Here is a 23,810-nt window from a genome sequence, read left to right as displayed (position 1 = left end):
CGAGGCGTACGATATGACCGATTCCATTTCCACCACGAGCCCCTGGCGGTCACGGCTGTTGACAGCAGGACTGTTGCTGTTCGTTCTTGCCGTGGTTCCGGCCATCCTCTCGGCCCTCGGCAAGAGCTATTATGTCCAACTGGCCAATTCCGCATTGATTTTTTGCATCTTGGCCGCAAGTATGAATCTGATTACGGGAACCGCAGGCTTGTTGTGTCTGGGGCATGCCGCTTTTTATGGCATCGGAGCCTATACAGCAGCACTGCTTGCATCGAATTACGGGCTGCCGTTTCTTGTGACATTGCCATTGGGCGGATTGGCCGCTGGGGTGGCCGGGGTTCTTGTCGCTCTCCCAACAATGCGGCTTATCAGCATTTATTTTGCCGTCGCGACATTGGGGGTCGGGGAGATTATCCACGTTTCCTTATTGAACTGGGTTTCGTTGACCCGCGGCCCCATGGGCGTGCAGATTTATGAACCGATCACGATTTTTGGATACCGATTCAGTAGTCTGCTTTCCATCTATTACATTATTGCCGTCCTGGCCTGTATCTCGATTTACCTACTTTGGCGCATGACAAATTCCTATTTCGGCAATGCACTCCGTTCCGTTCGTGAAGATGATCAGTGTGCTGAAGCCATGGGTATCAATGTCGTCAAACTCAAAATTCAAGCCTTTGCGGCGAGTACGTTTTTTGCCGGTTTGGCTGGAGCCGTCATGGCTCACAGTGCCGGGTATATCAGCCCGGACAGTTTCCAATTCAGCGAGTCCATTTTGATTTTAGCCATGGTTGTTGTTGGTGGTCTCGGATCGCTGCCCGGTGGGCTGCTTGGCGCTCTGTTGCTCATTTTGCTGCCCGAGGTTGCTCGGAGCTTGGGCGATATGCGCATGGTTGCTGTCGGGGTGGTCATGTTTCTGTCCATCCTGCTCTTACCGAAAGGACTGTTCGGTGAAGTATCGGCCATTGACATGGCAAGACGTCAATTCAACGCGGCCTGGATTGGCGGCCGTCAGTCTGTGGGGTGGAAGTAATGGCCGAGATGATTCTGGAAACTCGCGCCCTGACCCGGCGATTCGGCGGGCTGACGGCCGTGGATAGTGTAGATATGATCATGAATCCGGGAGAACTCGTCGGACTCATTGGACCCAATGGCGCGGGGAAGAGTACCTTCTTCAATTGCCTGACCGGGTTTTACCCGCCGAGCGAAGGGGAAGTCCGCTTCATGGGGAAGCGCATTACAGGCCTCAAGCCCTATCAGGTCGCCAAGCGCGGCATTGGACGCACATTTCAAAATTTGCGCATCATGCCGAATATGACGGTGTTCGACAATGTGTCCATTGGAGCGGTTGGTTCGCTCGGGCATTCATTGCGGCGTGCCCTGTGGCCGTTTCGGTGTACGACGGACAACGCCATTAGCCGTCGTACTTGGGATATCCTGCAACGCGTTGGCTTGGATACCCAGGCCGGAGAGCTCGCGGCCAACCTTTCGTATGGTCGGCGGAAATATCTTGAAATTGCCCGTGCCATGGCAACCAATCCCAATTTATTGATTCTTGATGAACCCGCAGCCGGTCTTAATGAGCAAGAAACTGCGCAATTGGCCGGTTTTATCCGTGAGCTCAACGATGAAGGTTTACCGATTCTCCTTGTTGAGCACGACATGGGGCTTGTCATGAGCATTTGTCATCGGGTTATGGTTCTGGCGTTGGGAAAAAAGATTGCTGACGACACCCCTGCTGTTATTCAGAAAGCCCCGGCCGTCCTGGAGGCCTACCTGGGAGGCGAAGAATGTCAATTCTAGAGGTCAAAAATCTTGATGTTCGCATGGGGGTTCAGCAAATTTTGCGTGCCGTCAATGTGAAGGTTGAAGAAAACGGGGTAGTGGCTGTACTTGGCTCCAACGGCGTGGGGAAAACGACGTTGATGCGGGCAATCTCCAATATTTATCAGGCGACTGCCGGAGAAATTGTATTTCAGGGGCAAAATATCGCCAATATTGGATCGGATAAAGTCGTCAAGCTCGGCTTGTGTCAGGCTCCGGAAGGACGTCAAATTTTCTCCAATATGACAGTGGAGGAAAATCTCATCTTGGGAGCCTATCACCAGGACAAAGCACACTTTCAGGAAGATCTTGATCGTGTCTTTGATCTGTTTCCGATTTTGAAAGATCGCTTTCAACAACAAGCCGGTGCCATGTCCGGCGGAGAACAACAGATGTTGTGCATTGGCCGGGCACTCATGGGACGACCGAAATTGTTGTTACTTGATGAACCGTCGCTTGGCCTGGCTCCTTTGGTTATCAAATGTATTTTCGACCTCATCGTTCGTATTAGAGAGGCAGGAACGGCGATTCTGATCGTCGAGCAAAACGCGAAAGCTGCACTCTCCGTGGCGGATTATGCCTACATTATGGAAGGTGGCGCCATTATCATGGAAGGGCCGGCTGATGAACTCGCGCGGGACAATCGTCTCGAAGCCGCATATCTTGGTGGTCATACGCACGTTTAAAAGCGCGCCTCTGCAATAATATGCGGCAAGACGCCGGGAACGAAATGACGTTCCCGGCGTTTTTTATAGATGTTGATGGGGATCTATTATCGGTGGGTGGCTTGGCTGCCGATATCGTAACGATAGGCATCAAGCAGGTGGTATCGTTTGATCTTACGATAGAGCGTCGCCAAGCTCATGCCGAGTTCTTCGGCAACGCGTCGTTTCCCGTCCAAATCCGATCCCAAGCGGGCCAGAGCTTCACGGATGGTGTCTTGCTCGGACACCGTGGTATCGTCGGGAGCCGATTTTGCGGTGTTGTGCACTGCAGCATCGGGCATAGTATCTGATAGCGCTGGATGTTGAGGATGGCCAGGGCAAACAAGCCCGTTGTCCAGAATACGGTACTCTCTCGTCGATATCGTTGACACATTTTCGGCTGCTTCAAACCGGGCGGCCAGTGTGTTCAAGTCGAGACTTCGGCCTTTACGGAAATTGACGCCATATTCGACAAAATTTTTCAGCTCTCGCACATTGCCCGGCCAGGAATATGCCCTGAACCGTTCCATGAGTTCCAGATCGACCGGCGGTGGGGGTTCACCCCGACGACGGGCGTAGAGTCTGGCAAAATGATAGACAAGCAAGTCCACATCCCCCTCACGCTCACGTAAAGCAGGAACACGTAAAGGAATGACAGATAATCGGTAATAGAGATCCTGACGAAAGCGGCCTTTGCGGGCTTGTTCGGCAACATCCACATTGGCGGCTGCAATGATGCGGACGTCAAAGGCGTGTTCCTTGCGGCCCCCCAAACGCATGACTTTGCGTTCCTGGAGCACGCGCAGAAGCTTGACCTGCAACGGCAGGGGCAGTTCGGCGATTTCATCCAGAAACAAGGTGCCGCCAGCGGCATGCTCGAATAATCCGGGCTTTCCACCACGTTGGGCACCGGTGAAGGCGCCGGAGACATAGCCGAACAGCTCGCTTTCAATGATGGATTCGGGAATGGCACCGCAATTGACCGCAACGAATGGACCGGCAGCTCGTGGCGAGAGTTCGTGAATGGCCTGGGCGGCAAGTTCTTTGCCCGTCCCGGATTCGCCTTGCAGCAATACCGTGGAATCCAACGGGGCAGAGCGGATAATATCATCCTTGAGAGCACGCATAGCCTGACTTTCACCCACAATACGCTCCAGGCCGGCGCTATCGGTTTCTTCCGCTGAACCGGCCAACGCCGTGAACAGTCGAGCATCAGCCTCACAGGTTTGGACAAGAAATAAGGTTATCGCCTCGGCAAGGTCGGCGGCTTTGTCTTCCAGACGCGTGCATTGGGCGGCGTCGAACGTCACCGCCTGCACTGCAGCGACAGTGCGTTCATGAACGGTAATGGGAGCCGTGTAGTTGGCGACGTCCCGGCAGGTCAGCCGTTGTGAGCACTCGCGACAGGCGTCGTGGGCGCGGGGGTCGGCCACCATGGTCGGTCGGCCGCTCGCCAGGCTGTATCCAATTGCCGTGTCGCGTGGACTCATGCAGCCAACAGCGGCTTCATACGATCCTGAACCAGCGACACAGACGTATTCGGCATTGATGATGAAGAGGTCGATCCCTGTTAAGCGAGTGAGAATTCTCACAAGCCGTTGAAGATCTCGACATACTTCAAGAACATCCGATGCAGTTGCAATGCGGTTTTCCGGGCAGAGAGCCCATTGCGGAATGTGGGGTTTGGTTGTCGTCACGGGCACCTCACAGTGAAATTCTCATAGAGAATGTAGGAGGGAATGAGAATTTTGTAAAGTGCCTGTCGTGACGCGAATTTTGAGGGCATGAGGGAAGCAACCCCCGAGATTATTGCTCTTTCGCGTTCAGCTCGCCAAGAAAGCGATCGGCCTCGGCAATGGACGCATTCATGTCTTTGATGAGGTCGGCGACGTTGGCTTCTATATTCGATGCTTCCGTGGAAAGAGCGCTCACCGCTCGTGCGTTCAGATTATGTTTGAGAAAAAGCACCTGATCTTTGAAGGCAGCCAAGACGGGAACCATGGCATTTTCTACGCGTTCCATGGACCGCAAGAGCTCGTCATAGCGCCGGCGGGTCTGTTTGAGTTTGGTTTCACTTTGGCGGCGCAGTGAGGAGTTTTCATATTCATTGAGTTCGTCTTCCCATTCATCAAATAACGCCTGGGCGACATTGTCGACGGCCCGAATGCGCTGGCGAACTTCCGTGGCTTTCGATTCGCTGTCTTCATAGGCGTCGCTCATGCGTTCGTACATGGCTTCGAGGTCGCCCCCCTGGTATCCGGTCAGGCTGAGGAATGCTTCCAATGCCGATTGGAATTCCTGACCGGCTTCGGTCTGAGCTGTTCGAACTTTGGTGATATTGTCACTCAGCAGCTCTCGTTTGGGAATTCCCAATGTTTCCATAGCTGTGTAATAGGCGGAGTTACAGCCGAAACAGAGCGTAAGAAGCAGCAATCCGGCAATTCGAATCAATGGTGATGTCATGAAGGTATCCTTTGCATAAAATCAAAACAGCATAACAGACGAAGACGTCTTGGAAAGACCATGCCGACATGTCGGGAGGTTGCTGCCACAAGCCGTCTTCGCTCTACGTGCATTGTTTCTGTGCGCTTGGCAACTGGCTGACCTTCACGAAAAGCAAGCGATTCCTGATTCTCACACAGCTTTGGAGAGACGCTTGCCAGAATCGTTCTCAGAGGGCATAGAGTGTGAGAATCCGTCAATCAGGAACACAGGAGAGCCTATGCTACGAGGAGTCCTACTTATCGCGGCCTATATTGGGGTTGCCATTATTCCCCTTGTCGTGGCCGGCGCGTTTGTGCCAGGAGGGGACAATTTCGCCGAAGAATTCGCGAAAGCGCTCGGTTTGGCCGGACTGGCTTTACTCGGGTTGCAACCCCTTATCGTTGCGCGATTGAAATCGATATGTCGTCCGTTTGGCTTGGATATGGTCATCCGTTTCCATCGCTTTATGGCATTGTTAGCGGTAGTGTTTTTGGCATGTCATCCAGTCTTTCTCGCTATTGGACATAACAGTCCTCGGTTGCTTATTTCGATTGATTTGCCGTGGTATATCTGGGCAGGAAAAATCACTTTGGTGCTTGTTATTGTGCAGATTTTGACCAGTATTTTCCGAAAGAAAATAGGATGGAGTTTTGAACGGTGGCGTACTGTACATATGGTGGTTGGTCCGTTGCTCCTGCTTGCCGGCCTCACCCATGCCGTTGTTCTTGCTGACGGTGCATTACGCTTTGCAGTCATTGCTCTGGTTGGTGTTGGCCTGTGTGCATTTCTTTTTTGGCGTTTTGTCAATCCGAGGCGTCTTGCTCGCTCCGCCTACACCGTGGCAAATCTCGTCCAGGAAACACCCACCGTACGAACGCTCAATCTTGTGCCAGCAGAAGGTGCCCCACGTTATGATTTTCTTCCCGGCCAATTTCACTTTCTCACCATTCATAGTGCCGGATTGCCGTTGGAAGAACATCATTTCACGATTTCTTCATCTCCGACCACCTCTGACGGGGTCGCTTCAACGATTAAAGCCTGTGGTGATTTCACTTCCGCATTGGGGCAGGTGAAACCAGGAGACCGCGTGATTGTGGATGGTGGATATGGCCGGTTTTCGTACGTGCTGCATCCGACTGAACACCGTTTTCTGTTCATCGCCGGTGGGATCGGCATCACGCCCTTGATGTCCATGCTGCGTCATATGCGCGATAGTCGTTTTTCGGGGCCGGTCAACCTGATGTACGCGAACAGAACGCAAGCCGATATCGTGTTTGCTGATGAATTAGCCGATATGGTGGCAGCGGGGCGGCCACGTCTTCGTGTCGAACATGTGTTGAGTCAGCCGGATACTTCTTGGAGCGGTCGGACCGGGCGTATCGACAAAGACCTGCTGGCCGACATGATACCCAAAGGGCATGGGGAACTTGGGGTGTATGTGTGCGGTCCAACCGGGATGCGAACCGCTGTTGTTGCGGCGCTCGTCGAGCTTGGTATTCCTCAGCGTCGTATACATAGTGAAGAGTTTGTTTTACTTGATTAAAAAAGGGTGCAAAGGAGCATATATGAGAACCCCGCAACTCAATGCTGCAGTTTTAATTACTGCGTTTATCATTATCGCCGTTGTTTCGGCCGTTGCCGTTATTCGTATGGGCAATTGATATTCAAGATAGGCGAAAATGCCCATGGCCCAGGGAGAATGTGCGGGCTTGCATGTGAAAAACAGGTTGTGCAGGTGCTTTGTCGAGTATCTCGCTTGGTGTTTCGCAAGTATGATGTTGTTAGTGTATATAGCGTATCAAGTATATCGCTCAGGCTGTACAAGGTGGTGGAAACATGGCATGATTTGTCATGGGTATGCGTTCCTCCTTCGTTATAATTACATTTTTGATCGGTGTACTGTTTGTTGTGACGTGTACGCCGCAGTTCGGTTGGGCACAGGTCTTGTTCGGCCCTGCGCCGGAGGAGGTTGATCGGCCTCCGGCGACGTCCATGGAAAGAGGACGCGTTACACAACAGAGTCATCGACAAGCCGGAAATGAAATTCCAGACGGTTCCATGGAAAAATTCGCGTTACCGGTTGGGCCGCCAGGACAGGGCATGTCTTCCTCCCTGCCGTTTGCCTCGGAGGGGGAGTCTCTTTCTCGGCAAGAGCGCTATTATGATCTTCGTACGCCGAAATCCCGTCTTGAAATCAGCAAACTTGCTTTAGGTGCCGCCATCGGGTTGGGCGTCGTCGCCGGTATTTCGAGGTTTTCCGGGCAGGATGGTTCCGAAGCCGTTTTTGGATTTGTTCCGCTATTCAGCCAAGATCAAGGACATGGTACCGCCGAGGGACATGGGCAATAGCCCGTCGTTGGCTCATACCTGAGAAGTGGAGAGGACGGGTGCGTTGCCGGATGATGTCGATATTCTGGACAGCTTTGCTGAATTTTGTCCTTGTGATCGGTATGTTATGGTGCCTGCCGAGTTTTGCCCAAACGACAAGATCCTCCACGACGGAACAGCACGTTCACACCACTTCCGCGGGCAACCCAATAGCTGAAGAAAGAATCGGTTCGCTCGACCCGCAGACACTTCGACCAGAGCAGATTCAGGCGTTGTCCGGTCTCAACTTGGAAGAATTGCAGCGCTTGTTTTCTTCATTACCCGCCGATGTCCAGCAACGGTTTATTGATCAACACGGAAGCACGGGATACGATCGACGTCTGACGAAGAGTTCACAACAACAAGAAACATCATCACCTTCTCCGTCTGTTCAATCCAATCTCCCCGAAAACGCAGATTCGGTCAGGACTCGCCCTGAGACGGACGTCTCCCGCGACCGTGTTTCCGGCTTCTCTCCTGGAATGCGTTCCAAAGCGTGGGGGCGAGAACGAAACGAGCAGGCCACCATTGAAGCTGCCTACCAAAATCGGTATTCCAGCGCATTTTCCGATACGCTCTCGCTCTATGGCTACGATCTTTTTGCCGGGACGGGCTCGCCACCCAGCACCGCCAGTCCTCCGCCCGAATCGTACAGGCTGGGACCCGGCGATGAAGTGCGATTACGTATTTGGGGCGCGGGTGCCGATGCGGAATATACGGCCACCATACGGTCCGATGGGGTGGTGCAGTTTCCGCGTCTGGGTGATGTCGCGTTGACTGGTTTGACGTTGGATGAAGCGGAGACGGTCGTTGCTGAACATGCCGGGCGATTTGTCCAGGGGGTGGAAACTTCGCTTCGCCTTGATCGTTTGCGTGATGTCGAAATTGTTGTGACGGGGGAAGTCGGTCGACCGGGATTGCTGCTCGTCCCGGCATTCACGTCGGTCTTACGGGCTCTCGTTTTAGCCGGTGGGGTGAAAAAATCGGGGAGTTTACGGCGTATTGCGTTGCGTCGTTCAGGACAGGCGCCGGTGCGTGTCGACTTGTACGCCATGATGCTCGCTGGTGACGGGGCATTTCAGGAACCTGTCCGGCAGCATGATGTGATTTTTGTTCCACGACTTGGTCAAACCGTGGCGGTCTGTGGTGCGGTGTTGACTCCGGGGATTTTCGAGTTGGCCGGAGAAACCCGTTTGAGCGAGGTGTTCAATCTGGCTGGAGGAGCGTTGCCACAGGGGGCAACGGGCCGGGTTCGGATTCGTCGATTCGAGCAGGGAAGCGCCTTTGTTGTGCGCGATATGAATCTTGCTTCGGCTGGCGCAGTTCGCATTCGTGACGGAGACATGGTCGAAGTGGAGTATCTTCATAGCCAGTGGCCGGATGCAGTACGGCTTGACGGGCATGTTTGGCGACCGACCATGTTGGCCTGGCATCAGGGGATGCAGTTATCCGAGGTCATTCCTCGTCGTGATCTCCTGAGACCTGAGGCGGTGGCTGATTTCGGGTTGATTCATCGTTATGATCCAAACACGACCCGCTATCGCTCAAAGACATTCCCCTTGGCGAGGCTGTTTGCCAGAACCTACGACGAACCCGTGTTCAGTCATGATATCGTCGAAATTTTATCTCGAAAGAAATTGGGTATCAGTGAACCGGTGCAGGTTTCGGGGGCGGTCTGGTCCGGTGGGGAATTTCCGTTCAGTCCGGGAATGCGTCTGGTTGATGCCTTGGCCTTGGCCGGTGGTGTCACCTTTGGAGCCCGGACGGGACGTATCGAAATCTCACGCAAAGTGATGCGACAAGATCGGGCCGACATTGAACTGCTCTATCTCGATATGGTCGAGGACCGTAATTTTACGCTCCAAGCCTATGATTCCATCTTTGTTCCTCAAATAAAAGATGCCACGAATTTGGCCTCGGTGACGATATCCGGAGAGGTTCGGTATCCGGGAAACTATCGCATGCGCTCGGGGGAACGGTTGTCCGACCTTGTCGATCGTGCCGGAGGATTTACGGAAAGCGCTTATTTTCACGGAGCTCTATTTTTATCCAAACGAGCCAAGGCCGTTCAGGCCGAAAGTTTACAGCGCATGGTGGAAGAGCTTGAAATTCGTGTCAGCCAGGCTGTGGCGACAGCGGCACAAACTATGGATGGAACGGAAGATGTACGGGCCGCCGATGCAGCGCGAGTCGGTCTGTCCTCTTTGATCGAACGATTACGGAAGATTGAACCACAAGGCCGGGTGACGGTACGGTTGACCAATCTTGCCTCGTTTCGTGGGTCGCCCCAGGACTTTGTTCTTGAAGATGGAGATAGTTTAGAGGTGCCGACAGCGCCAAGTTTTGTGGCGGTAGTGGGAAGTGTGTACTCTCCAGGGTCTTTTCTGCATCACAATGGTCTCGTGGTGCGTGATTACCTCAAAAAGAGCGGTGGCCCGACGTCTTCGGCCGATACCGGCCGGATATATATTATTAAAGCCAGTGGCGAAGTGTTGTCCAAAGAATCGACGGGCCTGTTCACGAAATCTCTGGAACGCGTCACACCCATGCCCGGCGATACAATTGTTGTTCCGGAAGATGTTGAACGCATCCCGTATTTGCGGCTCGTCAAAGGGGTGTCCGACGTGCTGTTTAAAATTGCCACGACGACCGGCATTCTCCACACCATGTTTGTGCCATGAACGACGGAGTGCGCCAATTTCTTCTTGCCGTGAACCACCGAAGACGGCTTGTCATTGGTATCGTCGTTTCGGGTTTCATCTGCGGAGTGCTCCTCGCATGGAGTCTGCCCGTGCAGTATCAATCCAGCGCGTCCTTGCGTTCGATGGATACGCCGGTCATGGATGATATGCTGAAAGATATGCTCTCCACTTTACCGCTTTCCATCGATCTCCAAAAACATGATTCAACGCAGGATATTGTCGCGTTTTTGCAGAGCCGGACCTTGCGACAACGACTTATCGACGGGCTTGACCTGCTTCCTCGATTATATCCCATGCGTTACCATCCTCTTCTGGTTGGTTTGTTGCGATTGTCGGCACCGACAACAGTTTTGGCTCTGCAGGAAAATGCACTTGATGCTGTGCTCACGGTGACGGCTGAAGCCGATGGATTGATCCATTTAGACTTTCTTGATCGAGACCCGATGTTTGCTGCTGCGGTTTTGCGTCGTGTTATTGATGAGTTGCGTTATTATCTTGAAACCGAACACGACACCGATGCCAAGCGCGAGCGCGTTTTTATTGAGCACCGCTTGGCCGATGTCGAAGCAGAGTTGCATCGGTGGGAAACAGCGACGCCGTCCACACATGTACCGCTTGGTCAGATCAATCGAGAACTTACTGCCAATCAAACCGTTTATGCAGAACTCAAACGTCGTCTTGCGTTGGCGCAAATCGCCGAGTCTCGGCAGACCATTGCCTTCAAGGTGCTTGATCCACCATTGATCCCGGTCAAGCGAGCACGACCGCGCCGTATCCTTCTTGTCAGTTTTTGTGTTCTTGCAAGCCTGCTTGTTGCAGCCATGGTTGTTTCAGGATTGGTTTTGCGAGACGAAATGCGGCAACATACCGTTTCTTCACATAATGCACACGACGGTACATGATCGACCTTGGGCGGTCTGCATCCGGACTTTTCTGTGTCTTGTGTGTGGCCTGATGCTTTTCGTATATCGGATTGAGGTCGCGTGGGGTGAAGAACCCTTGCCAGTATTGCCGTCACTGATGAGTTTTACGGGAATATGGGACGTTCCGAACGCTCGGATTCTTCCGGATTGGCGATTGCGTGTCGGTGGCGGCATGAGTGGACCATACCGATATGCTGGCGTTGGTCTTGGGCTGTTCAATCGCCTGGAACTGCATGGGCAGTTTACAGAAATCGACACCATTGAACCATTTCCCGGAGAGGGGTTCGGCGCATACAAGGATCGGGCTCTCGGTATTCGAGCTGTTCTCGTTCCGGAAACCGACGTATGGCCGCAGGTTGCCATCGGAGCATTCGACATCATCGGGACGAGTTTGTTTCAGAATCGATATGTGGTGTTGAGCAAACGATTTCGTGATCTTGATGTCACCATGGGCTTGGGACAGGGAGTACTGGCCGGAGACGGTCGCAATGATGTGAGTTCCGCCGGGTCGGGATCGAATAGGGGGTTGGAGTTTCTTTTCTCATCACCGTTTCGGAAAACTCGTCCCTTTGCCGGTTTTGAACTCCACATGCCGTATAATCTTGTCTTGGCGGCGGAGTACTCCTTTATCGATGCGGCTCATCTCGTCGGATATACGGGAGATGACCCCACTGGATTGACGGTTGGTCTGAAATGGAAGCCTTTTCATTGGCTCAGTCTTGGTGGCGCTCTTGTTCGTGGTCGTGATCCGAGTGCGTTTCTTGCTGTGGAAACAGATCTTGAGGCTGAAGGTGTGTTTCCCTGGGAGAAAACGCCGGCTCCGGATATTACCGAAAAAATGCGTCTGGAAGCACGCCAGCTCGATAATGTGGAGTTGGCGCGGCTTTTTGTTGATGTGCTCGATAGGGATGGATTCGGCTCGCCTGCGGCGGCTGTCAGTCAAACGAGCCTCTGGCTTGAAGCCGAGAATACGAAATTTTTATCTGCACCCAAAGCCCTGGCCCGGCTCGGTCGTATTGGCAATGGCCTTGCTCCGCCGCGAATCACGACATTCTATCTCAATCTTGTCAAAGATGGAGCTGTAATACAAAGTCTATGTACCAATCGACGACATTTTGTCGATTTCTTGGAAAGCCGTATCGATACCGATGGTTTTTTTACATGGGCCGATCTCGATATGCATGAGGATCGACATTGGCTCCATTTTCACACCGATCCAGCCGCTTCGGAGAAGGTTGTTCCTCGACGAGGACAATTTTCATTTCGTGTTGTTCCGAAAATTCGCACATTCCTGAATAACCGAACCGGTTTTCTCAAGCATAAAGGGCTTGTTGAGGTGCGTACCGTCCTGTCTCCCTCGCCGTCGTTTCGGCTTTTGGCCGACATGGAGTATACGTTTTTCAATCAGTATGACGAACTCGCCTTTCCGGCCCTTGAATCAGAGAGTGCCCGAACCGATCTCGTGCGCTATGAACGCGGCACGGGGTTTCGTCTTGCCCGTTTGGCCGGAGAGTACACGTTTCGTTTGCCTTGGAATGTGACGAGCCGCATTACGGCAGGATATCTCGATACGGCGTATGCTGGCGTGGGATATGAATGTTTCCGATATTTTTTTGATGGTCGGCTTGGCATCGGCCTGGAAACGGAAATAGCTCGGAAACGCGATCCGAGCACGCCATTGAATCTCGATCCGTCTTCAGACGTTCTTTTCCATACGGCTTTTCTCAATCTCTATGCTCAGCCATTGCCTGTATTAGGATTGGAAACGGGAATAAAGGCTGGACGTTTTCTTGGTGGAGATTGGGGTGCACGCGTCGAGATTCGTCGAACGTTTCAACATTTCACTATTGGTGCTTGGTATACCGTGACGGATACCAGCGTCTTTTCGTCTCCTAAAAATATCGGCCACCATGACAAAGGAGTATTTATTCGTATTCCTTTATCCGTATTTTCCCGCTCCGATGTGCGAGGCCATGCGAGTTATGCTTTGACGGGCTTTACACGGGATACGGGGCAAACCTTGGCCATGCCCGATCCGTTGTTTCCGACTGACAATACCGATACGCCGGTACAAACACGGCTTCATGGGGAACAAATGCGCTGGTGACTCCCGGTCGGAGAAGAGGCATGGGGATATGGTGTGACGACGGCTTTTCGACATCGTCACACCATATGGGGGAAGCACCGGTGTGGTGATAAACGTGTTAGGAGGTGCTTTTAATTTCCCAGTGGTCTCCTAAACGTTTGGCGTCCGGATGTTCAAGCCAGGACAGGAGTTCCTGGACCATGTTTTTAATTTGATTACGAATTTCACGGATCTTGCGCATTTTTTCGTCATGCGTACCTTCAAGTTCGGCCGGATCTGGAAAGGGAAGGTGCAGCCTATGGGTCATCCCTGGAAAAATGGGACAATTGCCGCCTTCTGACTCATCGCAAACCGTGACAACCGCCTTATACGTATTGCCCTTCTTGAAGAGTTCAAACACGCTTTGTGTGGTTTTTTCCGAAAGATCAATCCCTTCTTCCTTCATGGCTTCGACAACAAGCGGGTTGATGGTTCCGGGTTTAAACCCGGCGCTTTCCGCAGTGAGCGCCCCATTTGAAAGACGTTTGACGTATTCTTCGGCAATTTGACTGCGGGCACTGTTGTGAACACAGACGAACAAAATATCTTTTTTTTCCATTGCATGATCCTCTCTTTTCGGCTTTTCTGCGCTTCGGCTCCTCTCAGTGGAAACACAGAGAGGTAGTATCTTCGCATGCCAATATGGAGATCAGATTACATCTAGTCGTATTTTCTGGTGGAAAACGAAAAAAAATGGAGGGTGCTGTGACGATGGGGATTACAGAATGAGGCAGAAACGAGAAAATGTTTCTGCCTCATTCTGCCGTGAGTATTATTCTTTGGAAAGTGTGCTCTTTTTCCCTTTCAGCGCGGCTTCTTTGGCCGGGTCGATCCACCAGGTGTAAAATCCCAGATCATACAAGGGGTGGACTTTGGGACGGTCGAATTTATCCCACCATGCTACACGGTAGACACCGGAGTACCATTGTGGAATCACGTAATGGCCGGCGAGAAGAACCCGGTCAAGCGCATGCGTCAGCGTCACGAGGGTCTTGCGATCCTTGGCGATGATGATTTTTTCCACAAGCTCATCAATAACGGGGTCTTTGATGCCGGCGAAGTTGTAGGCTCCGGGGGTATCGGCTGCGGATGATGTCCAATAATATCGTTGCTCGTTGCCCGGCGATAAGGATTGAGGCAAGGGGATGACAATCATATCATAATCATAATCACGCATCCGGTTGTAGTATTGCGCCTGGTCAACCACACGGAGCGTCGGCTTGATGCCAAGTTTTTCCAAGTTTTGTACAAAAGGCAGTACTACCCGCTCCATCGATTTCTGCGAAAGAAGAAATTCAAATGTAAACGGTTTTTTCGTCGTGGCATTGACCAACACCCCATTCTCCACCACGTACCCGGCTTCACGCAGCAACGTGAGCGCTTTGCGCAGGTTCGCGCGGATACCACCCTTGCCCGCAGTGGAAGGTGGGGCATAAACCGCTGTGAACACTTCATCGGGGATTTTCCCGCGATATGGTTCAAGAATGGCCAATTCTTCCGGTGATGGCAGACCGGACGAGGCGAGTTCGGAGTTGGAAAAGAAAGATGTCGCCCGTTTATAGAGTCCATAAAAAAGGTTGGCATTGGTCCATTCGAAGTCGAACGCGAGCCCGAGAGCTTGCCGTACTTTTTTGTCTTTGAAAATATCGCGTCTCGTGTTGAAGAAAAACGCCTGCATGCCTTGTGGTACGTTGTGCGGAATCTCTTTTTTGACAATGAGCCCTTTGTCAAACGCTGGACCAGTGTACGAGGTTGCCCAGTTTTTGGAGACATACTCTTGTCGAAAATCGTATTCTCCCGCTTTAAACGCCTGCAAGGTCACGGTTTCATCCCGATAATAGTCGATGACGACTTCGTCGAAGTTATATCGTCCTTTATTGACCGGGTGATCTTTGGCCCAGTAGTTCGGATCACGTTTGTAGGTAATGGTGTGTCCGGGTTGGAAATGCGCGATGGTATAGGGGCCGCTGCCGATGGGAAGCTCAAAGCCTGTCTCCGTGAAATCGCGTGTCTCCCAGTAATGCTTGGGTAACACTGGCAATTGCCCGAGAATGAGCGGTAATTCCGGGTTGTTCGTATTTTTGAACGTGAATCTGACTGTCTCGTTGCCTTCCGTCGTCACGCCTTTCACATCATGATAATATTTAGCGTATTGCGGGCCGCCTTTTTCAAGCAACGTATTGAATGTGAAGACGACATCATCTGCGGTTATCGGCTCTCCATCGGAAAACCGGGCAGCGGGATCGATATGGAAGGCGACCCATGAGTGGTCATCGGCCAATTCGATGCTTTTGGCCACAAGGCCATATTCTGTGAACGGTTCATCATCGGATTTGACCGTGAGGCTATCATAAATAAGACCGATTCCCGAAGGGGGTAATCCTTTGGGCAAATAGGGATTAAAGGTATCGAAAGTCCCCACGGACGACAATTTTGCCGTACCGCCTTTGGGGGCATTGGGATTGACGTAGTCGAAATGTGTAAAATCGGCCGGGTATTTGGGCGTGCCGCCAAGAGCGAGGGCGTGACTCGTATGACTTCCTGTCGTTTGTGCCGATGCCGGCAGGCCGGCACATGCCAGCAGGCCGACAACGACCAGGGTAACCATGAGACGAACATGATGCATAGACATGCTCCGATGGGTTGTGGTCTTGCGGAAGGACGTATTGTTTCCAATTGTAGAGACGTCAATATGAATCATTCACCGTCCTGTAAACCGGCTGAGAGAATTCAGTGGAAGAACACATGACGTCCATGCATGCCTCAACCGTACATTTAGCGTCTATCCAGGACTTCGTGATCGGCAAGAGGTAGGGTAAAGGTAAATGTGCTGCCTTGACCCACCGTGGAATGGACTTTCATGGTTCCCCCGTGCCAGCGGATGATGCGCCGACAAATCGGCAACCCAAGCCCCGTACCGCGGGGTTTGTCGGTCAATGTGTCGCCGAGTTGTTTGAAGTCCTGAAAAATAGCGTCAAGTTCTTCCTCGGGAATGCCGACACCGGTATCGGTGACTTCGACAACCATGGTGTTGCCTTCGACAAACGCGCGGAGTGTTACACAGCCAGCGACTGTAAATTTTGCCGCATTGGAAAGCAAATTGATGACAACTTGAATGATGCGATCACGATCAGCCATAGCAGGTGGAAGCGTATTGGGAACGTCGAGACGGGTCGGGAGATTTTTTTCCCTGAACAACACACTGACGGCGTTGAGGGAATGTTCAAGAATTTCTTTGATATCGACTTGATTCATGTGCCAGTTCATCCGTCCAGATTCAAGACGAGCAAGGTCGAGCACATCATTGATGAGTTCTCCAAGGCGTTCACTTTCCACAACAATGATAGACAAATTTTGTTCAAGTCGATTAGCGATTTTTGTTGCTTGGGGATTGTTCAAGGCGGGAACAAGATTTTGGCGAAGTTGTTTGCGAACGAGTTTGGCAAAACCGAGCACAGAAGTCATGGGAGTGCGTAACTCGTGAGAAACCATCGTGAGAAAGCTTGATTTCATCCGATTCAACGTCTCAGCTTCTTCTTTCGCTTGCCGCAATGCATCTTCCACAGTCTTTTGAGTTGTGACGTCTTCGAAAATGCCTTCGATATGGGTAACATGCCCGTCGTCGGCGCGAGCCAGTCTCGCGGCCATGCGGCCCCAACAGATGGAACCGTCTTTGCGAAAGAAACGCGCTTCGTACCCTTGAACCCATCCATGCTCTTGGAGCTGAGCGATAAAACCATCGCGGTCTGAGGTATCGACATAGAGCTGGGTGTGAAAGTCCTGGTAGTGATCAATCATTTCCTCTGCCGTCTCAAATCCGAAAATTGTCGCCATAGCCTGGTTCGCTTCAATGAACCGGCCGCCAAGTGCTGTTAAAAAGATGCCTTCAACGGCATTCTCAATGATATTGCGATATTTGTTTTCGGTTTGTTTTCGTTCGGCAATTTCCTTCAGGAGGAGATCGTTTATGACGTTTATTTGCTCATTCTGCAGACAGGAAATACAGGAGCGGGCAAATTTCATATTGAGCTTGCTCAGCATGGAAACCAAGGACGGCTCAAACTCCGGCGTACTTTTCACGAGGAGCAAAAGACCAAATTCTGGAAGATCCATGATCATATATATCAGGTCGTCGGAAGCACAGCCCGAGATCGGAAGTTGAGCGTGAAACATGTCCGCTACATCTGGAGCGATATTCTGAGGGATGCACTGCAGTGCCGTCTCAACGGAGAAGGTGTTACGGAGACGTCTGGGGACAACATAAATGTGTTTGTATTGAACGGTCTGGTCTTCTTGCTGGCGTTGTAACACCATTCCAGCAACACAATTGAGTTTGCGTAAGTAGGCGGTCAGGCCTTCGCGCAACATTTCATCCATGTTCAGGCTATTACCGAGTGACATTGCAATCTCAAAAGAGATGCGTTCGAGAAGAAGCAAGCTCATGCGTTTATAAGGGCAGCCAATACGGCTGTTTTGTTGTAGAGTTCAAGGTAGTCTCGGCCACTATTTGCAATTTCTCCAATCGTGAGCGCGCCGACAAGGCGCATTTCCGGTGAAAAAACGGCGTCGAGTTCCTTCGTAAAATCCTCACGCAGGATATTCACTCGCGAAATGCAGTCCATGAAGAACCAATCCACTGTCTCAGTAGATAATCCTTTCGTTTCTCGTTCGGCCAGACTTTTGAGGCAATCGTCTTTGGCCATGGTTGCGGCGGCGATGAGCGACGTTTTATCTCCATGGAGGATGTCGACGTATGAACCTTCGGGGACCTCTCCAATAAAAACCATGGAGCCGTCGTCGCGTAAACAAACAGGGTCGCGGACGATACGTTCCCCTGTGAGTCGGTCAATGCCAAGAGGGTAGGACTTGAACGTTTGATCGAGAGGCGTTGCTTCGACAGAACATCCGATATGGTTCGCAATAGTTTCGTTATAGAGTTGGGTGGCCGGCTTCCAGTTAAGAGAGGTCACAACGGTATGGTCCGCTTCAGTCACCTTGAAGGGGCCATCAACCGGCAAAAAACCATGCCGAACACCGATACAACTTGGCATATCGAATTCCGCAATGAGAGCTGTATCGGATAACACGCCTTGATTGGTCAAAATACAATCGCACGAGACAAATCGGCTGGAACCGGCTCCTCCTCCAATATAGTTTATAGTAAGGCCGAAAATTGTGTAGAGCGCGTCCACAAAGGCCGACAGACGGCTGGCCATGCCATCAACAAGAAGAAAAACCGTCGGAGCCGTTATATTTTCCGTGACCATGGAATCAAGTGCTGATTCAAAGTCTTTGTGTTCCTCACTGAGACCGGTAAGAATATGGATTTTGGCGCGTTTTTTCATGCCGGCGACAATGGCGCCACGATACATCAGTGCATTTCCAGAGATGAGCGCCGGAAAGATGCCACCTAAAACCGGTTTGTTAAGGGAGGTCAGGAGGGCATTGATATCACAACTGGAAAAGTTGTTTTCTTCACAGACAAGAAGCAGCACGGTTGCAACATCATTACGTGCTTCGACTTGTTTGACCAAGTACGCAAATGCGTCAAATTGCCCAGACTGTTCAGTGCAAATATGCATCGTACTCTCCTGACACAGGAATCAATAGTGTACCAATGTTACAAGAAAAAAATATAAAAATCATCCTGCTCTCAGAAAAGATTGTAAGGCAAATTTCAACGTCGGAAGATTGTTTTTTACCACTGCATTCTGCTTGACTGGAGATGTATTCACAGTAAGCATAAATAAGATTTGGGTCACTATTCAAATGACTTTTCGGCAATTTGTCCAATGAACATATTCACCGAAAGCGGATTGTCATGAATGGACGTCGAGTATTGCTCCTTCTTTTATCGGTGTTGTTTCTCCTTTTCGTCATCTACTGGGCGTCGACATATTTCATGGTGTATAGCGATGATGCCTATGTAGATTCTGATCTGATTGGTGCCGCTCCGCTCGTTGATGGACCGATCATCGCCGTGTATGTGCAAGATAATCAGGCCGTCAACATCGGCGATGCTCTCTATGCTATTGACCCCAAGCCTTATGAGCTCAAGGTACTTCAAGCGAAAAGTGCCTTGTCCGAATCTTCCGCACAACTCGCGTTGTTGAAAAGTAGTTATGCAACGGCGGTCTCACGAAAAAAAGAAAAGTTGGATGCACTTGACCTGGCCAGAAAAACGCATGCTCGTTTTTCCGATCTCATCGAGAAACAGGCGATTAGCCAGGAAGAGTTCGATACGAAAAACGAATTGTTCAAAACTGCGTCCGATGAACTTGAAGCGGCGACTTCCGAACTGGTTACGGCCGAGGCCGCTTTGACGGTTCAGGCCGATCTTGTCGCGGTGGCCCAGGCGGCCTACGACTTGGCTGTCTATTACCGTGATCATACCACCGTGTGTGCTTCAGTAGCCGGGTTTGTCAATGCATTACGCATAAGACCAGGGGATTACGTCAAAGCCGGTCAGGCTGTGGTTGGCATTGTCGATGACTCGGCCTGGCGCGTCGTGTCAAATTACCGTGAATACCTTGTGCGACACATGGAGCCGGGACAAAAGGTTGTTGTCTATCTCGACGGGCATCCGTGGCAGCTCTTTTCCGGCGTTGTGGAAGGCATTGGACGAGGGATTTCTCGGAGCCTCAGCAAACCGAAACTTCTTCCATATGTCGATCCAACTATCGACTGGATTCGTTTGCCCAAAAGGCTGCCTGTGCGCATTCGTCTTGTCGACGTTCCTGCATCAGTACGACTTCACATGGGAGCTGATGCCCGAACACTGGTTATGTATAGCGCCACACAACACCCGGTTCCCGCTAACACTTCGCATTCGGTTTCGCAATGAACATCAGCATGGCACTTTCCAACCTTCGTCACGACGTGGTTGGAATGTTTGCCGCGTTTCGCAGTGACACGGTGGCGTCTCGTTTTGCCGTTCGATCAACCGCCGCGACTGTTCTCACTCTTCTCTGTGCCATGGCGCTCGGTCTCCCCAATCCGTATTGGGCAGGGTTCGGCGCGTTTTTCGTGAGTACACCTGGTATCGGGTTCACGTTACGTAAGTCCGTCGATAGAGTGACGGGGACACTCTTTGGAGCCATTGCCGGATTGCTGCTCTGTCAATTCGGCGCGTATAGCTGGCCCAACCTCCTGTTATCCTACGCAATGCTTTCGACAATTATTGTTGTTGCCTCTGCGTATGCGCTACGCAATGCCTATAGTTACATCATGTTTTCCATCACCAGTTATATTATTTTAGGCATTGGTCTGTTTCATCCTGAGACGGCTTATACGTATGCATGGTACAGAATTGCTGAGACGACCCTCGGAGTTGTGATTGCATCGATATTCGCCATCCTTGTGTTTCCGGGAAATGCCGGTCGACGATTGCTCGATTTGAGTCGTGATACGTGGAGCGATGCCGCTTCTTTGGTTGAACTTGTGCTGGAAGGCATCGCGGAAGGAAAACCCGACCATGAAGCTATTCGTCGTCTTGCGGTATCGATTGACCAGAGCAGGACAAAGGCGGAAGCGTTTCATGAAGATGCGCGGATTACTGGTCAATTCGGCCGCCGTGAGCTGCAGGCCGGTTTGTTTGGTCTTGATCAAGCAAAACGATTGGCACGTCAACTTGCCGAACTTGGGCTTCGTGTTCCCTTGGATGGAGAGAAGTATTCGGCGGAAATGAGGCAGCACATTGATTCCATGAAAGTGGCGCTTGTACGTCTTGGTGAAGATATGGTCGCGTTGTTTGATCATGGATTCGAGCCTGTACTGCGCAATAGAGCAGAAGCAGACTGCATTGATCTGGGTGACACCGTAGAAGCGGTTCATCAACATTTCGTAAAGCACATTCCAAGCTTAGAGATGTCTCGAACGAGCCTGCATAAGGCGGTGGCTTTGCAAGAATTGATACGAACACTCGAAGATATTTCTGCGTGGTTCGTGGTGCCGTTTCCGGGTGTTTCCGCACTCGCTCCGCATCCGAACTGTGAACCCAAGCCCGACCCCGACATATTGTCTCGGGTCATTGTGGATACGATTTTTTTGAATATCTTCGTTGTGCTGTTTGTTTTTCAATGGGATATCCCCTCGCCGGTAGCTGTTGTCACCTTGGTTAATGTCGTTTTTATTTTATCTCCTGATATTCGAGAGGTCCGTGGTATTCATCTCTCCGCTGGTGCCGTTTGTGCCGTTCTTGCTGTAACCGTGAGTCTCTGGTCTGGAGCGCTTTTTTTCTTTGTTCCCTGGCTTCTTGTTCTGACCGGATTGGTATGGTTGGCCAATTACATCAAGTGTGGCAGTCCAGCGTGTTTCAATTTCAGTTTGGCATTCGGTGCCATTGTCATCATGCTGGTTGGGGATAATGCCCCACTTCAGGGCAAGCTTGGTATGCTGTTGTCCATACCGTTTGCCTATGTGTTGGGGACAGTATTGCTTGCCATCGTACGCGTCTTGTTTTGGCATGATACGTTGGCTGTCCACCTTGCTGGTCACCTTGATCATTGCGCGGAGTGCTTGCGCCGTCTGTGTGAAATGACTGCATTGCGGTTGGAGAACCCAGAGCGAGGAGTGTCTCCTGATGTAGCGCAATCCGTGCTCCGTGAACTCAAAGCGACGCTTGCTCACGCAAAAAAGGCAGTGGCAGGCCTCAAGCAAATGCGTGACTTCAGGCAAACTGAGCTCGATGATGTTCATGAGCGATTGGCCGTATATGTGATTGGTGCAACCTGTTTTAAAACCATTTTCGACATGGCATTTCAGGATACGGCATGGGATGGATTCGGTTCTGCTCGACAGGACGTCATTGAAGTATTTGTCGAACTCGGGAAAGGAATGCGTTTGTATGATGCTCCGAGCGATGCCTGCGTTGTCCTCACACGAGCTTGCCTGCATACGGATCGTGTTTTGCGTCAGTTGATGAAAGACGCTGAAGCGTGTGATGAGCCAGGTCGTCTTCTTTCCGCGACACGTTTACTTGTGGCGGCAAGAGCCCTGGGACGTGCGTCGGTTCGAATGACCAGGCGATGCGCCTCTCAGCAATCTTTAGAACAATCAGACTTTGACGAGCATACGTTCAATAGTGTTGTGGAGACTGGACAAGCATCGACTTCATAACACTTCGGAGCGTATTCTATGATGAGTTGATTCCACCTGTATTTCTTCGTAAGCCGTAAAGAGAACCGAATGCGTTGCATTGTATTGGAGATAAGAGCGAGAGGAGGGAAACGTATGGCAGGGAGAAAGGATAACGGGAGTTGGGGCTCCTGTTTTTGGGGCATCATCGTGATGTTTGTTGTATGCATTGTCCCCACTACGGCAATGAGCCAATATATGATTCATGAAGATGGTGAGCCAGAAAAGTCGGGGCGCGCATTGGCTCTGCCGTATGCCTTTCATTCCGATTCACTTGACGTTGCCTACGGTGTGGCTGGAGGAATGTCCGGGTATTTTCAACGGCAAAGCAGTTTGGCCGTTGCCGTTTTGGGATCATCAAACAATTCGTATGCTGCCTATTTGCTCCTGAATGATTTCCGAATACCGTTTCTTGATCGATTATTCTTCGATGTAAATGCCTCGGTTGGCCATTATAAGGAGCAACGTTCCTATCAGCTCTCTCCTCCGGGCACGTTGGTCGGCAAAGCTGGAACAAGCACATCCTCCGTACAAGATTATGTGAAAAGCAGTGGTTGGGACAATTGGGGCGAATTGCGATTGCAGTACGTTCTCCCATTGGGTCATGGAAAAGATCATATCGTCAGCGAATACATTACGCAGAATGGTTTACTGAAATCAGGGGCGTCCGGCGGCGAGTCATGGAATCCGTTGGAAACGGGAAAAACTACCATTGAGCTCAAGCCATTCTATCGTGCGCGTACCTTCGAACTTCCTAAAGGTGTTACAACGAACAATACTAATGGATTGGAAGTGGCACTCGTGTACGACAATACCGATTTCAAACCGAGCCCGTCGACCGGCAGTTTGCAACGGTTTGCTCTCAGCCGTGATTTCGGTTTGTTTGATTCTTCCGGCTCGTGGACGGCTATAGAAGGGGAAGTAAATCGGTATTTTAATCTCGGCGAGATGACGGGATTACGCCAAAATGTTCTAGCATTGACAGCCTGGTCGGCCTACTCCCTCACATGGGAAGAGCGTCTTGTCTCCGGCGGCAAGACATTCTCTCATCGGCCTCCTGAATACATGGGAGCAACTCTGGGTGGAAAAAAACGCATGCGGGCTTATCCTGATTTTCGGTATAATGACCGAGCATCAATTTATTATTGCGCAGAGTGGAGGATTATCCCTGAATGGAATCCTTTTTCGAAAATTCCGCTCATAAACCTCGTTACTGTGGATTGGTGGCAACCCGTGTTGTTTGTTGAGGCGGGCAACGTGGCGCGTAACTGGTCGGTTGTTGATTTGCATGATGATCTCAAGTTCGATGCCGGTATCGGACTGCGGTTTATGATCGAAAAAGCTGTGGTACGCGTCGATGTGGCAGCCGCCCCGGATTCTTGGGGAATGTGGGCTATGATCGGGCAGACGTTTTAGGAAGCACATGGTGTGCGGAATAGATCCATTATAAATGATTTTGCAATGACTTTGCATTCGATTCTGCGAGAGCTTGGGGGCAGACTGAAAGACCTTGCGTACTCTCATGGCAAACTTCACGTTTATTTCG

Annotated in this window: 17 protein-coding genes; 11 read left to right on the top strand and 6 right to left on the bottom strand. The window is 51.3% G+C overall.

Features of this window, described 5'->3' with window-relative positions:
- Window positions 1-13: 13 nt before the first annotated feature.
- Genes G451_RS0107340 through G451_RS0107330 form a run of 3 tightly spaced genes read left to right on the top strand, consistent with a single transcriptional unit; the run spans window position 14 to window position 2,510 of the window.
- A complete protein-coding gene (locus G451_RS0107340; protein WP_027183735.1) occupies window positions 14-1,033 on the top strand; it encodes a branched-chain amino acid ABC transporter permease in 1,020 nt (339 codons plus the stop codon).
- Window positions 1,033-1,803, top strand: coding sequence for an ABC transporter ATP-binding protein (locus G451_RS0107335; protein ID WP_027183734.1), 771 nt, complete (start codon window positions 1,033-1,035; stop codon window positions 1,801-1,803). Before G451_RS0107340 ends, G451_RS0107335 begins: the two co-directional genes overlap by 1 nt.
- Window positions 1,791-2,510 (top strand): ABC transporter ATP-binding protein, encoded by a 720-nt coding sequence (locus G451_RS0107330; protein ID WP_027183733.1) that lies wholly within the window; start codon window positions 1,791-1,793, stop codon window positions 2,508-2,510. Before G451_RS0107335 ends, G451_RS0107330 begins: the two co-directional genes overlap by 13 nt.
- 86 nt (window positions 2,511-2,596) lie before the next feature.
- On the opposite strand, the gene G451_RS28190 is transcribed toward G451_RS0107330, so the two are convergent.
- Together G451_RS28190 and G451_RS0107320 are read right to left on the bottom strand one after the other, a co-directional pair.
- Window positions 2,597-4,225 carry a sigma 54-interacting transcriptional regulator gene (locus G451_RS28190; protein ID WP_051261263.1) on the bottom strand — a complete coding sequence of 543 codons (1,629 nt, stop codon included), beginning with the start codon at window positions 4,223-4,225 and terminating at the stop codon, window positions 2,597-2,599.
- A 109-nt stretch (window positions 4,226-4,334) separates the two neighbouring features.
- Window positions 4,335-4,991: a DUF2959 domain-containing protein gene (locus G451_RS0107320; RefSeq protein WP_027183732.1), complete on the bottom strand. Its 657-nt coding sequence runs from the start codon at window positions 4,989-4,991 to the stop codon at window positions 4,335-4,337.
- Between the two features lie 259 nt (window positions 4,992-5,250).
- Here G451_RS0107320 and G451_RS0107315 point away from each other — a divergent pair, with 259 nt between their 5' ends.
- The 5 genes from G451_RS0107315 to G451_RS0107290 all read left to right on the top strand — a co-directional run bounded on the left by G451_RS0107315 (window position 5,251) and on the right by G451_RS0107290 (window position 13,111).
- Window positions 5,251-6,555: a ferredoxin reductase family protein gene (locus G451_RS0107315; protein WP_027183731.1), complete on the top strand. Its 1,305-nt coding sequence runs from the start codon at window positions 5,251-5,253 to the stop codon at window positions 6,553-6,555.
- Between the two features lie 308 nt (window positions 6,556-6,863).
- Window positions 6,864-7,361 carry a hypothetical protein gene (locus tag G451_RS0107305; RefSeq protein ID WP_027183730.1) on the top strand — a complete coding sequence of 166 codons (498 nt, stop codon included), beginning with the start codon at window positions 6,864-6,866 and terminating at the stop codon, window positions 7,359-7,361.
- A gap of 50 nt (window positions 7,362-7,411) precedes the next feature.
- The gene (locus G451_RS0107300; protein WP_027183729.1) at window positions 7,412-10,060 is read left to right on the top strand and encodes an SLBB domain-containing protein; all 2,649 of its coding nucleotides are present in this window, start codon (window positions 7,412-7,414) and stop codon (window positions 10,058-10,060) included.
- Window positions 10,057-10,983, top strand: a complete 927-nt coding sequence (locus G451_RS0107295; protein WP_027183728.1) for a GumC domain-containing protein — start codon at window positions 10,057-10,059, stop codon at window positions 10,981-10,983. The genes G451_RS0107300 and G451_RS0107295 overlap by 4 nt, the downstream gene beginning before the upstream one ends.
- 52 nt (window positions 10,984-11,035) lie before the next feature.
- Entirely contained in the window at window positions 11,036-13,111 is a 2,076-nt protein-coding gene (locus G451_RS0107290; RefSeq protein WP_027183727.1) for a YjbH domain-containing protein, read from the top strand.
- A gap of 97 nt (window positions 13,112-13,208) precedes the next feature.
- On the opposite strand, the gene G451_RS0107285 is transcribed toward G451_RS0107290, so the two are convergent.
- The 4 genes from G451_RS0107285 to G451_RS0107270 form a co-directional block, all read right to left on the bottom strand.
- Window positions 13,209-13,688 (bottom strand): arsenate reductase ArsC, encoded by a 480-nt coding sequence (locus tag G451_RS0107285; RefSeq protein WP_027183726.1) that lies wholly within the window; start codon window positions 13,686-13,688, stop codon window positions 13,209-13,211.
- 213 nt (window positions 13,689-13,901) lie between these two features.
- Window positions 13,902-15,755: an extracellular solute-binding protein gene (locus G451_RS0107280; protein WP_084448438.1), complete on the bottom strand. Its 1,854-nt coding sequence runs from the start codon at window positions 15,753-15,755 to the stop codon at window positions 13,902-13,904.
- Between the two features lie 149 nt (window positions 15,756-15,904).
- Window positions 15,905-17,530 (bottom strand): PAS domain-containing sensor histidine kinase, encoded by a 1,626-nt coding sequence (locus G451_RS28185; RefSeq protein ID WP_169727837.1) that lies wholly within the window; start codon window positions 17,528-17,530, stop codon window positions 15,905-15,907.
- A gap of 38 nt (window positions 17,531-17,568) precedes the next feature.
- Complete coding sequence (locus tag G451_RS0107270) at window positions 17,569-18,711, bottom strand: FIST signal transduction protein (protein WP_027183724.1); 1,143 nt, start codon at window positions 18,709-18,711, stop codon at window positions 17,569-17,571.
- A 239-nt stretch (window positions 18,712-18,950) separates the two neighbouring features.
- On the opposite strand from G451_RS0107270, the gene G451_RS28180 reads away from it, so the two are divergent.
- From G451_RS28180 to G451_RS0107255, 3 genes are all read left to right on the top strand, one after another.
- Entirely contained in the window at window positions 18,951-19,973 is a 1,023-nt protein-coding gene (locus tag G451_RS28180) for an HlyD family secretion protein (protein WP_051261261.1), read from the top strand.
- Between the two features lie 8 nt (window positions 19,974-19,981).
- Complete coding sequence (locus G451_RS0107260) at window positions 19,982-22,246, top strand: FUSC family protein (protein WP_027183723.1); 2,265 nt, start codon at window positions 19,982-19,984, stop codon at window positions 22,244-22,246.
- A gap of 114 nt (window positions 22,247-22,360) precedes the next feature.
- A complete protein-coding gene (locus G451_RS0107255; protein WP_027183722.1) occupies window positions 22,361-23,680 on the top strand; it encodes a BamA/TamA family outer membrane protein in 1,320 nt (439 codons plus the stop codon).
- Window positions 23,681-23,810: the final 130 nt, after the last annotated feature.

It is taken from the genome of Desulfovibrio inopinatus DSM 10711 (genome assembly GCF_000429305.1).
Lineage (GTDB): Bacteria > Desulfobacterota > Desulfovibrionia > Desulfovibrionales > Desulfovibrionaceae > Alteridesulfovibrio > Alteridesulfovibrio inopinatus.
This window is presented reverse-complemented; position numbering and strand designations above follow the sequence as displayed.

Coding starts and splice junctions, on each gene's coding strand:
- G451_RS0107260 (WP_027183723.1), top strand. CDS start 19,982: ATGGCACTTTCCAACCTTCGTCACGACGTGGTTGGAATGTTTGCCGCG.
- G451_RS0107290 (WP_027183727.1), top strand. CDS start 11,036: ATGCTTTTCGTATATCGGATTGAGGTCGCGTGGGGTGAAGAACCCTTG.
- G451_RS0107270 (WP_027183724.1), bottom strand. CDS start 18,711: ATGCATATTTGCACTGAACAGTCTGGGCAATTTGACGCATTTGCGTAC.
- G451_RS28180 (WP_051261261.1), top strand. CDS start 18,951: ATGAATGGACGTCGAGTATTGCTCCTTCTTTTATCGGTGTTGTTTCTC.
- G451_RS0107330 (WP_027183733.1), top strand. CDS start 1,791: ATGTCAATTCTAGAGGTCAAAAATCTTGATGTTCGCATGGGGGTTCAG.
- G451_RS0107280 (WP_084448438.1), bottom strand. CDS start 15,755: ATGCATCATGTTCGTCTCATGGTTACCCTGGTCGTTGTCGGCCTGCTG.
- G451_RS28185 (WP_169727837.1), bottom strand. CDS start 17,530: ATGTCACTCGGTAATAGCCTGAACATGGATGAAATGTTGCGCGAAGGC.
- G451_RS0107315 (WP_027183731.1), top strand. CDS start 5,251: ATGCTACGAGGAGTCCTACTTATCGCGGCCTATATTGGGGTTGCCATT.
- G451_RS0107255 (WP_027183722.1), top strand. CDS start 22,361: ATGGCAGGGAGAAAGGATAACGGGAGTTGGGGCTCCTGTTTTTGGGGC.
- G451_RS0107295 (WP_027183728.1), top strand. CDS start 10,057: ATGAACGACGGAGTGCGCCAATTTCTTCTTGCCGTGAACCACCGAAGA.
- G451_RS0107320 (WP_027183732.1), bottom strand. CDS start 4,991: ATGACATCACCATTGATTCGAATTGCCGGATTGCTGCTTCTTACGCTC.
- G451_RS0107335 (WP_027183734.1), top strand. CDS start 1,033: ATGGCCGAGATGATTCTGGAAACTCGCGCCCTGACCCGGCGATTCGGC.
- G451_RS0107285 (WP_027183726.1), bottom strand. CDS start 13,688: ATGGAAAAAAAAGATATTTTGTTCGTCTGTGTTCACAACAGTGCCCGC.
- G451_RS0107305 (WP_027183730.1), top strand. CDS start 6,864: ATGGGTATGCGTTCCTCCTTCGTTATAATTACATTTTTGATCGGTGTA.
- G451_RS0107340 (WP_027183735.1), top strand. CDS start 14: ATGACCGATTCCATTTCCACCACGAGCCCCTGGCGGTCACGGCTGTTG.
- G451_RS0107300 (WP_027183729.1), top strand. CDS start 7,412: ATGATGTCGATATTCTGGACAGCTTTGCTGAATTTTGTCCTTGTGATC.